The organism is Halostagnicola alkaliphila (assembly GCF_055379965.1).
Genome location: NZ_AP043826.1, coordinates 2,579,773 through 2,593,757, shown reverse-complemented (window position 1 = coordinate 2,593,757; position 13,985 = coordinate 2,579,773). Strand labels below are relative to the sequence as shown.

The window sequence follows — 13,985 nt, the reverse complement described above, 5'->3', positions numbered from 1 at the left end:
ATGGCTCGAGGAGCAATCGAGTGGTGGACCGTTTCGAGCCGTCCTTATCGATCCCGGCTCACGATTTCGCCGGGTTCCGTCGTCGCTCCCGCCGAAAGCTTCACGCCGGCGTTCAGGCTCGTGTTGATCCCCGTTTTGATGTCGTCTCCGAGAACGACGCCGAACTTTCGGCGGTCGGTAGAGACGCGCTCGCCGCGGACCGATAGCGTAACCGGTTCGTCGTCGTGGCGGAGGTTCGCGACGGTCGTTCCCGCGCCGAGATTTGCGTTTTGACCGATGACGCTATCGCCAACGTACGAGAGGTGGCTGACGCTCGCTCCGGCCATCACCACGCTGTTTTTGATTTCGACGCCGTGTCCGACCGACGCGTCCTCTTCGACGAGGGTCGCGCCGCGGACGTAGGCGTTGGGTCCGACCGTTGCCCCCGATCGGATCAGTGCCGGCCCGTCGATGACGACGCCCGATCGAACGGTCGCCCCCGCTTCGACGACGACCGGCCCCGAAAGTTCGGCATCCGCGCTAACCGTTCCGTTCAAGTCCCTCTCGAGCTGACCTAACTTCCATTCGTTGGCCTCGAGCAGCTCCCACGGTCGTCCCACGTCAAGCCAGTCGGCCAGTTCGACGTGGCTGACATTGCCGTCTTCGATTACCCGCGAGAGAATATCCGTAATTTCGAACTCGCCGCGTTCGCTCTTCGGAACATCTAGGTACTCGAGAGCCCGCTCGGGAAAGACGTACGCACCGGCGTTCGCGACGTTTCCCGGAGGATCTTCGGGTTTTTCGACGATCCCCGTCACGGTGTCGTCGACCACGTCGAGGATCCCGTAGTTCGACGGGGTATCGACTCGAGTCGAGCCGACGCTTGGCCCCTTCTCGAACAGTTCGGCGAGCGCCTCCGTTTCGTAGACGATATCGCCGTTCAGGACCGCAAACGGACCGTCGATATGCGTACTCGCCGCCCGTAGCGCATCGGCCGTTCCTTCCTGTGTGGTCTGTGTTGCGTAGCGGACGGGAACTCCCTCGAACGTGTCGCCGAACGCGTCTCGAACTTTGTCTCCTTCGTAGCCGACGACGAGAACGAGTTCGTCGGTTCCGGCCTCGACCGCCGCGGACATGTTGTGCGATACCAGCGAGCCGCTACCGACTGGAAGCATCGGTTTCGGCAGTGATTCAGAAAGCGGTCGCATTCGGGTCCCCTGCCCCGCAGCGAGAACGATCGTTTGCATGGTCGGCCGATGGACACAGCGTCAGTTTCCTTATACGGACGATAATGAGAACGAGCCTACCAATCGGCGAAAGCGGACCGCTCGAGGTGTCTACGCCCACACATTGGATATCTTACCAGTGATCGCCCGTGTTGCTCGAGCGTTTCGGCAGGAAGATCGAAATGGACGACGGCATGAACTCCTCCTCCATTTGTCTCCTATTACGTAATGAAATTAATAAGTCAAGCAACATATATTCACCAGGAGAAACACTCATAGGGTTCTTTAGAAGGACTTATTTAGCCTATAGCGTCCTCTAATCGAATAACATCATCTTCATCAGGACCTTCGACTATCGTCGAACCTTTGTACAAACAATAATCGTAGTAAAGATTTTAATTCCATCGGGTTTTTCAAGTGGGACGATCACAACCGTGTTATGGACCTGCACAACAGGGATGTGCGTCAGGATGTTCGCGAACTGGGTGCGTTGCTCGGTGACGTCCTCGAGGAACAGACCTCTCGACGGGCGTTCAACACGGTCGAGTCGTGTCGTCGAACCGCGATCGACTATCGCTCCGGCGACCTCGATAGTCGCGACCCGCTGGTCACCGAACTCGAGGGGCTCTCGCCCCACCAACAGCGGATCGTCGCTCGTGCGTTTACGACCTACTTCGAACTCATCAACCTCGCCGAAGAACGCGAACGAGTGCGATCGATCCGCGAAGGATCCCAGGAAGGGACGCTCGAAGATAGCCTCGAGACGGTCGCCGAGGACCTCGCCGAGGAGGATCTCGAGACGGCACAGGCGATTCTCGAGGACGTACTCATCGAGCCAACGTTCACCGCACATCCGACCGAAGCGCGACGAAAAACGGTCAAATCGAAGCTCAGAGAGGTCTCGAATCACCTCGGGACTCTCGACGAACGGCTGTTGACTGACAAAGAACGGGGTCAGGTCTGGCGGGACGTCGACGCCGAGGTGACGAGCCTCTGGCAGACCCCGCAGGTTCGCAAGCGCCAGCCCGAACCCGAAGACGAGGCCCGAAACGTCCAGTGGTACCTCGAGAACACCCTCTTCGATGTCGTCGGGGAAGTGTACGACGAGTTCGGCGTCGCACTCGAGGAGGAACTCGAGGGGAGCGTCGACGTTCCGAAGCTCTTCGAGTTCCGATCGTGGGCGGGAAGCGACCGCGACGGAAACCCGTACGTCACGCCGGAGGTCACGGCGAACACGCTCGAACGCCAGCGATCGGTGGTCCTCGAGCGCTACCGAGAACAGCTCAAACGACTGTCGGGCGTGTTGAGTCAGGACGGAAGCCGAATCGACGTTGACGGACGGTTCCAGGCGACCCTCGAGGAAGACCGAGAGCGATTGCCCGGAAGCGCACAGACTGCCCAGACCCGGTACCCCGGTGAGCCGTACCGACAGAAGCTCAAGCTCATGCGCGAACGACTCGACCGAGTTGGGGACGTTCGTCCGGGCGGGTACTCCGACGTCGACGAGCTATCAGCCGATCTCGAGATCATCGCGTCCAGCCTCCGGGAGAACGGCGCGGAGACGGTCGTCGACGCACACGTCGATCCGATCCGCCGACAGGTCGCCACGTTCGGATTCTCGCTCGCAAGCTTGGATCTTCGCGAACACCAGGCCAAACACACCGACGCGATCGCGGAGGCCGTCGAGCGCGAGGGGATCGACTACCACGGGCTCTCGGAGGACGACCGCGTCGAATTCCTCACCGACGCGATTCTCCAAGACGAGACGGTGATTGACCTCGAAGATGTCGACGACCTCTCGGACGCCTCGACCCGCGTCCTCACCCTCTTCGACGAATTGGCCGATTGGCAGACCGAGTACGGCGTCGAGGCCATCGACACCTACTGCATCTCGATGACTGACGAACCGAGTCACGTCCTCGAGGTGCTGTTCCTCGCCGACCAGTCGGGAATCATCTCCCTGCCGGAACACTGCGGCCTGGATATCGTCCCGCTGCTCGAGACGGAGTACGCGCTCTCGGGTGCCCGCCGGATTATGGGGACGCTGTTCGAGAACGAGGCCTACGCGCAGGCGCTCGAGGCCCGCGGACGCACCCAGGAGATCATGCTGGGCTATTCGGACTCGAACAAGGAGAACGGCTTTCTCGCCGCGAATTGGTCGCTGTACAAGAACCAGCGGCGACTGGGCGAGATCTGCGAGGACTACGACGTGACGATGCGGCTGTTCCACGGCCGGGGCGGCTCGATCTCTCGGGGCGGCGGCCCGATGAACGAAGCCCTGCTTGCACTGCCCAACAGCACGGTGACCGGACAGGTCAAGTTCACCGAGCAGGGAGAAGCGATCGCCGAGAAGTACGGCAATCCGCGCATCGCCGAGCGAAACATCGAGCAGATGCTCAACGCGCAGCTCCGCGCGCGACAGAATGCGATCAACCAACCCGAAGAAGAGATCCGCGAGGAGTGGATCGAGGCCATGGAGACGATGGCTGATGCCGCCCGTCGGGAGTACCGAAACCTCCTCGAAAGCGACGGATTCGTCCAGTACTTCGAACAGGCGACGCCGATCACGGTCATCGAAGATCTGGATCTGGGCTCGCGGCCAGCCTCTCGAAGCGGCGAACGCACCGTCGAGGACCTCCGCGCGATCCCGTGGGTCTTCTCGTGGACCCAGTCGCGCTGTATCCTTCCGGGCTGGTACGCGCTCGCGGCGGGGATCGACGCGTACCTCGAGGGCGAGGACGGCGGTTCGATGGAGACCCTCCAGGAGATGTACGACGAGTGGCCGTTCTTCCAATCGACGCTCGATAACGCCGCCCTCTCGCTGTCGAGAACCGAACTCGAGATCGCCGCGGAGTACGCCGACCTGGCGGACGAGGATCTCCGGAGCGAGTTCTTCCCTCGGGTCTCCGAGGAGTACGAACAGGCCGCAGAGTACGTGACGACGATCGGACAACGCGATCAGTTGCACACCCGCGACTGGCTGGGCGAGAACCTAGAGCGACGAAACCCCTACGTCGATCCGCTGAACGTCCTCCAGACGTATCTGCTGGATCAATCGCATCGAACCGACGTCGAGGAACGAACGCTCCGCCTAACCGTCAAGGGAATCGCAGCCGGAATGAAAAACACAGGATAACGATCTCGCGGTTTCGCCGTCGACATCTCGTCGCTGTCAGGTACGGTTTCGCCGTCGACCGGTAGTCTTGCGACGGCAAGCGCTCTCGCGTCGATCGGCAGCAATTCGGTGGCGTTACTTCTTCGAGCCGTCGAATTCCGCTTCGGTAGTCGACGTCTCGTCTTGGTGACTCCGTCGGCGAAGCCACTCGAGACCGAGCGCTCCGCTGATGATTCCGGCCCCGGTCGTGAATCCGGGGGTTGCATCCCCGCCGCTCTCGTTTCCGGTTTCGTCTGGTGATCCGTTCTGACTTTCGTCGTCGGAGCCGCTCCCTGATTCATTGTTGGCTCCGTTTTCCCCGTCGTCGACGGAGACGTTCTCGGAGCCGTCCGTAGATTCGTTCGGCGAATCCGTAGAGTTTTCAGATTCGTTCGGAGACTCGTCGATTTCGGAGACGCCATCGCCGTCGTCGGTGCTTTCGTTACCATCACCCTCGGAGTCGGCGTCGTTACCTTCGTCCGCCGCGTCGTCTCCTTCACCATCTTCACCGACTTCGTCACCGTCGGCTTCCGCGTCTTCGGACTCCTCGCTTTCCGGCTCTTGCTCCCCGTCTTCATCGGCTTCTTCGTCCCCCTCTGGTGACGCCCGAATTGCGGCGAGCTGGCTGGGACTGGTAATGTATATCGTGTCCTCGGTCGCGACGAACGAATCGCTCGGCCAGGTATTGCCGTCGAGCGTGTTGATATCGACGCCGGTCAGTCGAAGCGCCCACCGTTGGCTTCCGTCCGCGATATCGAAGCCGAACATCGCCGGTTCATCGGCCATCGGATGGGAGGGAACGACGACGGTTTCGCCGACGATCACCGGTCGGCCCCACCCGTCAGTCGAACCGCTGACGGACCAGCTGTCGCCCGATTCGTACTCCGAGAGTCGCACGTTGTGTCTATTCGTCCGTACGTGAACGTCGTCGGTCGCTGCGAGGGGGAACCGATAAGAGGTGTAGGCGGTCCGTTCTCCGGTCTGTGCGTCGAGGACGGGATACTCCTCTCCGTCGGATATCTGTCCGGTGTAGAGCCGCTCAGCGGTCGCAACGAGATAGCCGTGCGGATCGTCGGAGTACCCCCACCAGTAGGTCCACTCCGTCGTTCCGTTCGCCGCCTCGAGCGCCACGAACCCCGAATCGCCGATCTCGGCGTAGACGTACTCGTTCGCAACGGCCACTGTCGTCGACTGAAATGAGACGGTTTCGTCGCCCTCAGTCGTTTCGACATCGACCGACGAACGTTCCCAACTGAGCGATCCGGTCTCCGCGTCGAACGCGTACAGCGTCTCCCCGACGACGACGTAAACCGTGCCGAACGCGACCGTCGGGCTCGGAACCGCCTCCTCGTCATCGAACGATTCTTCCCAGCGAACGTCGCCGCTCGAGGCCTCGAGGGCCGTTAATTGATCGCCACCGACGAGAACGGTTTCTTCCAGTGCGGCCGGCGTTCCGGCCGCGCCTATTCCCTCAGCAATCCACTGTACGTCACCGGTTTCATCGTCAAGCGCGTGAACCTCGGAGCCAGTTCGGAGGTACACGGCACCATCGAGTACCGCGATGTCGCCTTCCTCGTCGTACTGCCAGGCGACCGTCTCGGGTGCGGGGATCGGTTCATCTGCCGGAACGGAGGCGGTGTTTCCGGGGTTTCCGTGATACGAGGACCAGCCGTTCGAGTCGTCCAGCGATTGTTCGGAGGCGTGTTCGTCTGCACGACTCAGTCCGATCGGAGCGAGCAACCCACCGGTAGCGATCGCTCCCCCAGTGCTCAGCACCGACCGTCTTTTCCATCCAGCCATACGCACAACACGCCGCTGGAGCTCATTCCTATACCCCGGCTAATTCGGTTTCGGTGGGTGAAACCATCCGATGGAATCTCGCTCCGAACTGTTCGCTAGCGTTTCGGCGGCGGCTGGCAAACGAGATCGCGTCGTTTACCGTCGCCACTATAACAGTGACTGGAGCCAATAGCAAGGTGAGACACCGAGTAGTCGAGGCGATACGTCGGGAGCTTACTCGAGCGTGGGAACGGGAACGGACTCGAGAACGTTCTCGACGATGGCAGCTTTGTCGATACCGTTGACGGTAGCGTCGGGGGTCAACACGAGTCGGTGGGCGAGTACCGGCTCGGCGACGCGTTTGATGTCGTCCGGCGTTACGTACTCGCGTCCGGTCAGGGTGGCGTATGCGCGCGCCGCTTCGAACAGTCGCTGAGTTCCCCGCGGGGAGACGCCGACCTCGACCCGTCCATCCGCTCGGGTTTCCCGGACGAGTTCGGTGATGTACTCGAGGAGGTCCTCGTCGACGCGAACTGATTCGGGGACGTTGCGAAGTTCTGAGACGGTTTCGGCCTCCAGAACGGTGTCGACGCTCGGGCTCATGTCGTCTCGAGCGGCTCGCCGCCGGAGGAGTTCGGTTTCGCCCGATTCGTCGGGGTATCCCATCGACGTTTTGACGAGGAATCGATCGACCTGCGCTTCCGGAAGCTGGAAGGTTCCCTCCTGTTCGACGGGGTTCTGCGTCGCGATAACGAAAAACGGCTGTGGCAACTGACGCGTTTCGCCGTCGGTTGTGACCTGCCCCTCTTCCATGGCCTCGAGCAACGCGGCCTGGGTTTTCGGCGGCGCGCGGTTGATCTCGTCGGCCAGCACGATGTTTGCAAAGATCGGTCCTTCGTTGAACTCGAATTCGCGCTCGCGCTCGTTGAACACGTGCGTGCCGGTGACGTCGGCGGGGAGAAGATCCGGCGTGAACTGGACGCGAGAAAACGAGAGTCCGAGTGTGGTGGCGACGCTGCGGGCGGTGAGCGTCTTTCCCGTCCCGGGAACGTCCTCGAGCAAGACGTGGCCGCGGCCGACGACGCCGACGAGGATCGTCTCGAGGAAATCCCGGTCACAGATCACTGCGCCGCTGATCTCCTCGAGAACCGACTCGCACTCAGTGCTCGCCTGTGTGAGGTCCATACCGGTATGCAATAACGGATCGCTCAAAGCCTTTCTGTTTAGTTGTCACGTTGGGTTGGTAACAGCTCGAGCGAAAGATCGAAACCTGTAAAAACGTTAGTCGGGTAGGATGAGATGAGCCGAGATAGCCTAGCCCGGCCAAGGCGGTAGATTCGAAATCTACTGTCCCCACGGACACGGGAGTTCAAATCTCCCTCTCGGCGTTCTTCCGCGAACAAACTCGCGAGCACCGTATAGCGCGTGCTCGCATCCGTGAGCGGAAGCCAACGTATGAGGAGATTTGAATCAGGGAGGTCGCAGCTCGCGAACGAAGTGAGCGAGATCGTCCGACCGTGGTTCAAATCTCCCTCTCGGCGCTTCTACGGCGATCACCTCCGACGAGCGACGCGAAGCGGCGCGAGTCATCCGGTCGCCGTGAACGACCGCGGGAATTTGAACGAGAGAAGGCACGCGCAACGAAGTGAGCATGTCTTCGCGTAGTTCAAATCTCCCGCTCGGCATTTTGTGGCTTCGACGTTCACACGTCGATAATCGAGCAATGTTCCTGCTCATGTCCCCACATCGGCGAACGGAAACCAGCTAAGCGCACGGACGACAAAAAGCACGTACATACACGAACGGTGAAGTATTCACGATTTAATCGCTAGATAGGCTCATATGATACTGGTTCTCGTGGTGGTCGGCATTGCTGGGGTTCTCATGCTGGGGATACTGGGATACGTAGCGAACTGGTGGGGAGACGGTGTGCGAGGTAGTTACGAGGAATGCGGGGAAAACGTTCTGTACGACGAAATCGTCCGTCTCAACGGGCCGGGGATCGAAAACGAGAGCATGTACTGCTCGAGAGGATGCGCAAGGCGAACGAACATCGTCGGCAGCGAAACGCCGAATACGTTCGCCTAACGCGACCGAAGTCGCGTTCTTCAGCACCCGTTACTCCTCGAGTGATGCACCCGTTCGAGACGGCGACGCGAGCAACACCGTTCCCTCGAGACCTCGCTCCTCGAGCGCCCGGCGCGCCGCGGTTTTTGCTTCCTGTCCGTGGCTCTCGTCGGTAACGCCGTAGACGACGGGGCCCCAAGAGGATTGACCGACCCCGGTGACGACGGGACAGCCATCGAGGGATTCGACGAGTTTACCCGCCGGAGGCCGAAACACGCCGCCTTGAGCGTCGGCGTACCAGGCACCGTTCTTCCGGCCAATTTCGGCGATTGCTCCGCCGAACGCCTCGAGTGTTCCCTCTGCGGCCGCGGGGAGGAGCTTTCCGGTCACGACGCTCGCGAGTTCGTCCGCGACGGCGGGATCCGCGCGTTCGACGACCGCTCGCATGCTTTCGTCCTCGCCGTTTCCGCTCCGACCCGGCGACGCTTCGGGAACGACGACGAGAAATCGCCAGTCGGTCGGTAGTTCGTGTCTAGCCACGACCGGCGGCACCGTCCAGTCGCCCTCCGAGGGCGGTTCCGTGGTGAACCGTCCGATGGGGTGGCCCGCATCCACGACGAAGCCGCCGTCTTCGAACGTCGCGACTCCGATCCCGCTTCTGCCGCCCCGCCCCATCGCCGGCGCTCGCTCTCGGATCTTCGGCTCGAACCCGTACGCCGTCGCCGTCGCCGCGAGAACCGAAAGCGCGAGTTGGGTTCCGCTCCCCAATCCAACGTGTCGGGGCAGGCGTCGCTCGAGCGAAATCGAAACGCCGGGAACGTGCAGGATTTCGACCGCTCGAGTCGCGTACTCGCGGAGGAGCGACTCGCTCGCTGCGACAGTATTCGCTCGTTCGGCGGTGACAGTGACTCGTGGCTTCTCGAGGCCGATCCCGATCCCCCCGTAGAGGCGCTCGCGCGCGAGTGAGAGGTTTTGAAACCCGACGTGGAGCCGTGCGCCGGCGCTAACGGTCGCCATGGCAGCGGCTACGAACCCGTCGGCCAAGGGGGTTACGGCGTTGGCAAAGGGGTCGCCGGTCGAAATCGTCGGTGTCGGTTCGGAGCGACGAGTCAAATCGGTTGGACGGGGAACGAACGGGGCGTCTTTCTCCCTCGAGAGTGCGTTTCGAGCGGTTCGTCGCTCGCTCCCAACTACTGTTTCTCCGAAACGATCTTGCCCGACGATCGTTTGTGTGGATATTCATCCCGATCCGTCCCGTCACTACGACGTTTAACAGTGAGTTAACGCGGCGGTTCCGAACTAACCGAGACATAATAAACTGGGCGCTCGGGGTAGGTTGCTGTGTATCGCGCCGCTCATCGCTTCAATCTCACTCGAACACGAACGGATAACAGACCGGGGAACGGTGAGCGGGATCTGTCGGACGGGCGATCTAGCTACGTGGAAGGGTCGAATAGCTCCTGTGTACGTGACGGCCGAATCGACCACCCGGTGTGTTACCCACAAACAGTTTACATGTATATAGTACATCACGTGGTGGTGCGGTGAAGCGAAGTCTCACCAGCGGAATTCTCACTGTCGCCAGCGGGAAATTCATCACGCTTTTTTTGGGTATCATTTCGTCGCCGCTGCTCTATCGGTGGATGGGACCGGCCGACTACGGTGCCTACGCGACGGTGCTATCCGCTCACTCGATTATTATGATCTTCGTGAGCACCGCCGTCGCCGACGGCGTTCGAAAGTACGTCGCCGAGGAGCGTTCGATCGCGAACTGGGAACGATCGGTCGTCGGCTTTTACCTTCGATTGGCGACGCTGCTCGTCGTTATCGGGTCGGCCATACTCGGCGTGGTCACCTACGCCGGTCTCTTCGACTTCGTCTGGGGCCCCGAGTTCACGCTCTACGCCTACGCGATGATCGCGATGGTGATCGCGTCCCAGTACATGATGTTCGCTCGCAAGTCGCTGATGGGGTTCGGTCTCGAGAAATACTCCGAGCCGCTGAAAGTACTGTACAACGTCGCGTTCGTACTCGTCGCGTTGCCGCTGGTCTACTACGGCTACGGCGTCGTCGGCGCCCTCGTCGGGCAAGCGCTCGCGGCCGGAGTAGCCGCCGTGCTCGGGCTCATCGTATTACACTTCTATCAATCGCTTGGAAGCGCGTTCGAGTTGGACAACGGAACGCTCCCCAAGCGGGAGATGATGTCGTTCAATACGATGTCCATCGTTCTCGTTTTTCTGCTGATGTCGCTCTATCACGTCGACGTGATGATGCTCCAGGCGCTGGCGACCGAGGACGAGGTCGGTCACTATAAGGCGGCGCTCGTCTTCGCCGAATTCCTCTGGTTCGCTCCGATCACGTTACAGACGGTGTTCGTCCACTCGACGTCTGAACTGTGGTCACAGGGGGAAAACGAGCGAGTGTCAAAATTGGCGGCGAAAACGACCCGGTACACGTTCTTGCTCACGGCGATCATGGCGATCGGAATGGCCGCGCTCGCACACGACGTCGTTCCGGTGTACTGGGGGCCCGAATCCGAACCCGCTGTCGAACCGCTGCTTCTGTTGCTTCCCGGTGCGGTCGGATTCGCGTTAGCGCGTCCGATTCTGGCAATCGGGCAGGGGAAAGGGGAACTCGAGTATCCCATCATCGCAACCGGAACGGCTGCCGGTATCAACGTCGTCCTGAACACCGCACTCATTCCGCTGTACGGGATGTACGGTGCTGCGGTCGCGACATCCATCGGCTACGGATCGATGGCTATCTTCCACGTTTGGAGCGCGTGGCAGATCGGCTTCGACCCGGTGTCCGACGCTCGGTACGTTCGCGTGCTCGCGACCGGAACCGTCGCGGCGGTCCCGATATTCGTGTTGGCGTCCATGCTTTCGACGCCGATTACAGTGCCACTCATCGGTCTCGTTCCGATCTCGACGTTCGTGGTCCCGCCCGTGGGGTTGTTCCTGTTTCTCGTCGTCGCCGTCGTGTTCGGCGCGCTCGAGCTAAAAGAGATGTTTCAGGTCCTCGCTCAGTTCCCGGATCCAATCGGATCGAAGGCCAAGCCGGTCTGTCGCCGACTCCAGAACCGCGATGGAGACGGAGGCTTGACACGGTATTTTAAATTTGAGTAGCTCCGCACCGATGGAAACGGGGCTCTCCGCGTGGAATCAGCGGATGTCGCTCAAATCGCTCAAATCCTGTTCAGTCGGACCGTTCGACCCCGCTCGCTCGAATCGCTTCGACGATCGAAATAGGTGAACCGAGAGGTTATATATCTCGTTTCCCAAACCAGAACCGTGTCAGTCGATGGTTCACTCGGCGGGCTCGTCCTCGCCGGGGGCTACTCCACCCGTTTCGGCGAGACGGACAAAGCGGTCGCCGAGTTCGACGGAACGCCCATGATCCGACGCGTCGTCGACCGACTCGCGCGGGTAACCGGCGACGTGGTCATCAACTGTCGATCGGAACAGGAAGCGTCGATTCGCGAAGCGCTCTCGGGAGCCGGCGCGTCGATTCAGTTCGCGATCGATCCGGTCCCGGATCGCGGTCCGGTCGGCGGAATCCACACCGGACTCGAGGAGTCCAACCGCGAGTACACCGCGGTCGTCGCCTGCGACATGCCCTTGGTCGACCCGACGCTTTTCGAGGAGCTCTTCGAACGTGCTCGAGGGCGAGATGGCGCGGTCGTCGAACTCGAAGCTGGCTGGCTCCAGACGACGCAGGCCGTGTATCGAACGGATTCGATGGCTCGATCCTGCGCGGAAACGATCGATTCCGAAGACAACCGCGTCGTCGCGGCGCTCGAGAAGATAGATTGGGTTGCGGTGCCGGAGACGGATCTCGAGGGGATTTCACCCGAGACGTTCGAGAGTATCGATACGCAGGCGGCACTCGATGAGGCAGAGGAGCGTCGCTGATCTTGTAGAGGGAGCCTCGAATGTCTTCGCTCGCGCGGACGAGAAAGGGTAACTTATGACCCCTCGAGTGCAGATTCGGGTATGAGCAGCGACCAGTTCGACCACGGAAAAGACGAACGGCTGCAGAGCCGCGAGGTCACCGAGGGTGCGGAGAAGGCCCCGCACCGAGCGATGTTCCGAGCGATGGGATTCGACGACGAGGATCTCGGCTCGCCGATGATCGGCGTGCCGAACCCTGCGGCGGACGTGACGCCGTGTAACGTCCATCTCGACGACGTCGCAGCCTCGGCGATCGAAAGCGTCGACGAGAGCGGCGGCATGCCGATCGAGTTCGGCACGATCACCATCTCCGACGCGATCTCGATGGGGACCGAGGGGATGAAAGCGTCGCTCATCTCTCGAGAGGTTATCGCCGACAGCGTCGAACTCGTCGCCTTCGGCGAGCGAATCGACGGGCTCGTCACCGTCGCGGGCTGCGACAAGAACCTTCCCGGCATGATGATGGCCGCGATCCGGACCGATCTTCCCTCGGTCTTCCTCTACGGCGGCTCGATTCTGCCCGGCGAGCACGACGGCCGAGACGTCAGTATCGTGCAGGTTTTCGAAGGCGTCGGCGCGTACGGGACCGGCGACATGGACGCCGAGGAACTCGACGAACTCGAGCGCCAGGCCTGTCCCGGTGCGGGGTCCTGCGGCGGGATGTACACCGCGAACACGATGGCGTCGATTTCGGAGGCGATCGGCCTCGCGCCGCTGGGAAGCGCATCGGCACCGGCCGAGGACGAAGAGCGCTACGAGGTGGCCGAACGGGCCGGCGAACTCGGCGTCGAAGTCGTCGAAGAAGACCGCCGTCCATCCGACATCATCTCCCGAAAGTCCTTCGAGAACGCGATCGCCGTCCAGACGGCGATCGGGGGGTCGACCAACGGCGTTTTGCACCTGCTCGCGCTCGCACGCGAAGCCGGCGTCGACCTCGAGATCGAGGACTTCGACGAAATCTCGCGAAAGACGCCGAAGATCGCCGACTTGCAGCCCGGCGGCGACCGCATGATGAGCGACCTCCACGAGATCGGCGGCGTTCCGGTCATCATCCGACGACTGCTCGAGGCTGGCCTCATCCATGGCGACGCGAAGACGGTCACCGGTCGGACGATCGAGGAGGAACTCGAGACGCTCGACCTGCCGGCGGACGAGGATATCGATGCAGACTTTCTTTACTCACTCGAGGAACCGAAAGAAGACGAAGGAGCGATCAAGATCCTCTCGGGGAACCTTGCGCCCGAGGGTGCGGTCCTGAAAGTGACCGGAGACGACGAGTTCTACCACGAGGGCCCCGCCCGAATCTTCGAGAACGAAGAGGATGCGATGGCCTACGTTCAGGAGGGTCACATCGAGAGCGGCGACGTGATCGTCATCCGGAACGAGGGACCGAAAGGCGGGCCGGGGATGCGCGAGATGCTCGGCGTGACGGCCGCGGTCGTCGGTGCCGGCCACGAAGACGACGTCGCACTCATCACGGATGGGCGGTTCTCCGGTGGCACCCGCGGTCCGATGATCGGCCACGTCGCACCCGAAGCGTACGTCGGCGGTCCGATCGCGCTGCTCGAGGACGGCGATACGGTGACGGTCGACATTCCGGAGCGGGATCTGGAGGTCGATGTCGACGACGCGGAACTCGAGACGCGACGCGAGGAGTGGGATCAGCCGGAACCGCCGTACAACAACGGTGTGCTCGCGAAGTACACGCGTGATTTCGGCTCGGCGTCGAACGGTGCCGTGACGAATCCGAGCGTCAAAGAAGAGTAGGTCGGTACGAATCGTCCGAAATCGATCGGATCGCTGCCCCGTCTGTTTTGCGACAATACT

The 13,985-nt window shown here is 61.5% G+C and carries 9 protein-coding genes and 1 tRNA gene; 6 read left to right on the top strand and 4 right to left on the bottom strand.

The window, feature by feature from the left end; all coding sequences use genetic code 11:
* Positions 1–44 precede the first annotated feature (44 nt).
* On the bottom strand, positions 45–1,226 hold the full coding sequence (glmU, locus tag ACZ5C7_RS18195; RefSeq protein ID WP_464377688.1) for a bifunctional sugar-1-phosphate nucleotidylyltransferase/acetyltransferase: 1,182 nt from the start codon (positions 1,224–1,226) through the stop codon (positions 45–47).
* A 418-nt stretch (positions 1,227–1,644) separates the two neighbouring features.
* Here glmU and ppc point away from each other — a divergent pair, with 418 nt between their 5' ends.
* Complete coding sequence (ppc, locus tag ACZ5C7_RS18190) at positions 1,645–4,341, top strand: phosphoenolpyruvate carboxylase (RefSeq protein WP_464377687.1); 2,697 nt, start codon at positions 1,645–1,647, stop codon at positions 4,339–4,341.
* A 114-nt stretch (positions 4,342–4,455) separates the two neighbouring features.
* Here the strand turns inward: ppc and ACZ5C7_RS18185 are convergent, their stop codons facing one another.
* Both ACZ5C7_RS18185 and ACZ5C7_RS18180 read right to left on the bottom strand, forming a co-directional pair.
* Complete coding sequence (locus ACZ5C7_RS18185; protein ID WP_464377686.1) at positions 4,456–6,159, bottom strand: outer membrane protein assembly factor BamB family protein; 1,704 nt, start codon at positions 6,157–6,159, stop codon at positions 4,456–4,458.
* 213 nt (positions 6,160–6,372) lie between these two features.
* The gene (locus ACZ5C7_RS18180; protein WP_464377685.1) at positions 6,373–7,323 is read right to left on the bottom strand and encodes an AAA family ATPase; all 951 of its coding nucleotides are present in this window, start codon (positions 7,321–7,323) and stop codon (positions 6,373–6,375) included.
* Positions 7,324–7,441: 118 nt separating this feature from the next.
* Between ACZ5C7_RS18180 and ACZ5C7_RS18175 the strand changes: the two genes are divergently transcribed.
* Positions 7,442–7,526, top strand: a tRNA-Ser gene (locus tag ACZ5C7_RS18175).
* 454 nt (positions 7,527–7,980) lie between these two features.
* The gene (locus ACZ5C7_RS18170) at positions 7,981–8,226 is read left to right on the top strand and encodes a hypothetical protein (protein WP_464377684.1); all 246 of its coding nucleotides are present in this window, start codon (positions 7,981–7,983) and stop codon (positions 8,224–8,226) included.
* Positions 8,227–8,256: 30 nt separating this feature from the next.
* On the opposite strand, the gene ACZ5C7_RS18165 is transcribed toward ACZ5C7_RS18170, so the two are convergent.
* Positions 8,257–9,222: a beta-ribofuranosylaminobenzene 5'-phosphate synthase family protein gene (locus ACZ5C7_RS18165; protein ID WP_464377683.1), complete on the bottom strand. Its 966-nt coding sequence runs from the start codon at positions 9,220–9,222 to the stop codon at positions 8,257–8,259.
* Positions 9,223–9,749: 527 nt separating this feature from the next.
* Between ACZ5C7_RS18165 and ACZ5C7_RS18160 the strand changes: the two genes are divergently transcribed.
* From ACZ5C7_RS18160 to ilvD, 3 genes are all read left to right on the top strand, one after another.
* Positions 9,750–11,333 carry a lipopolysaccharide biosynthesis protein gene (locus ACZ5C7_RS18160; protein WP_464377682.1) on the top strand — a complete coding sequence of 528 codons (1,584 nt, stop codon included), beginning with the start codon at positions 9,750–9,752 and terminating at the stop codon, positions 11,331–11,333.
* Positions 11,334–11,498: 165 nt separating this feature from the next.
* A complete protein-coding gene (gene mobA / locus ACZ5C7_RS18155; RefSeq protein WP_464377681.1) occupies positions 11,499–12,119 on the top strand; it encodes a molybdenum cofactor guanylyltransferase in 621 nt (206 codons plus the stop codon).
* Between the two features lie 81 nt (positions 12,120–12,200).
* A complete protein-coding gene (ilvD, locus tag ACZ5C7_RS18150) occupies positions 12,201–13,925 on the top strand; it encodes a dihydroxy-acid dehydratase (protein ID WP_464377680.1) in 1,725 nt (574 codons plus the stop codon).
* Positions 13,926–13,985 lie beyond the last annotated feature (60 nt).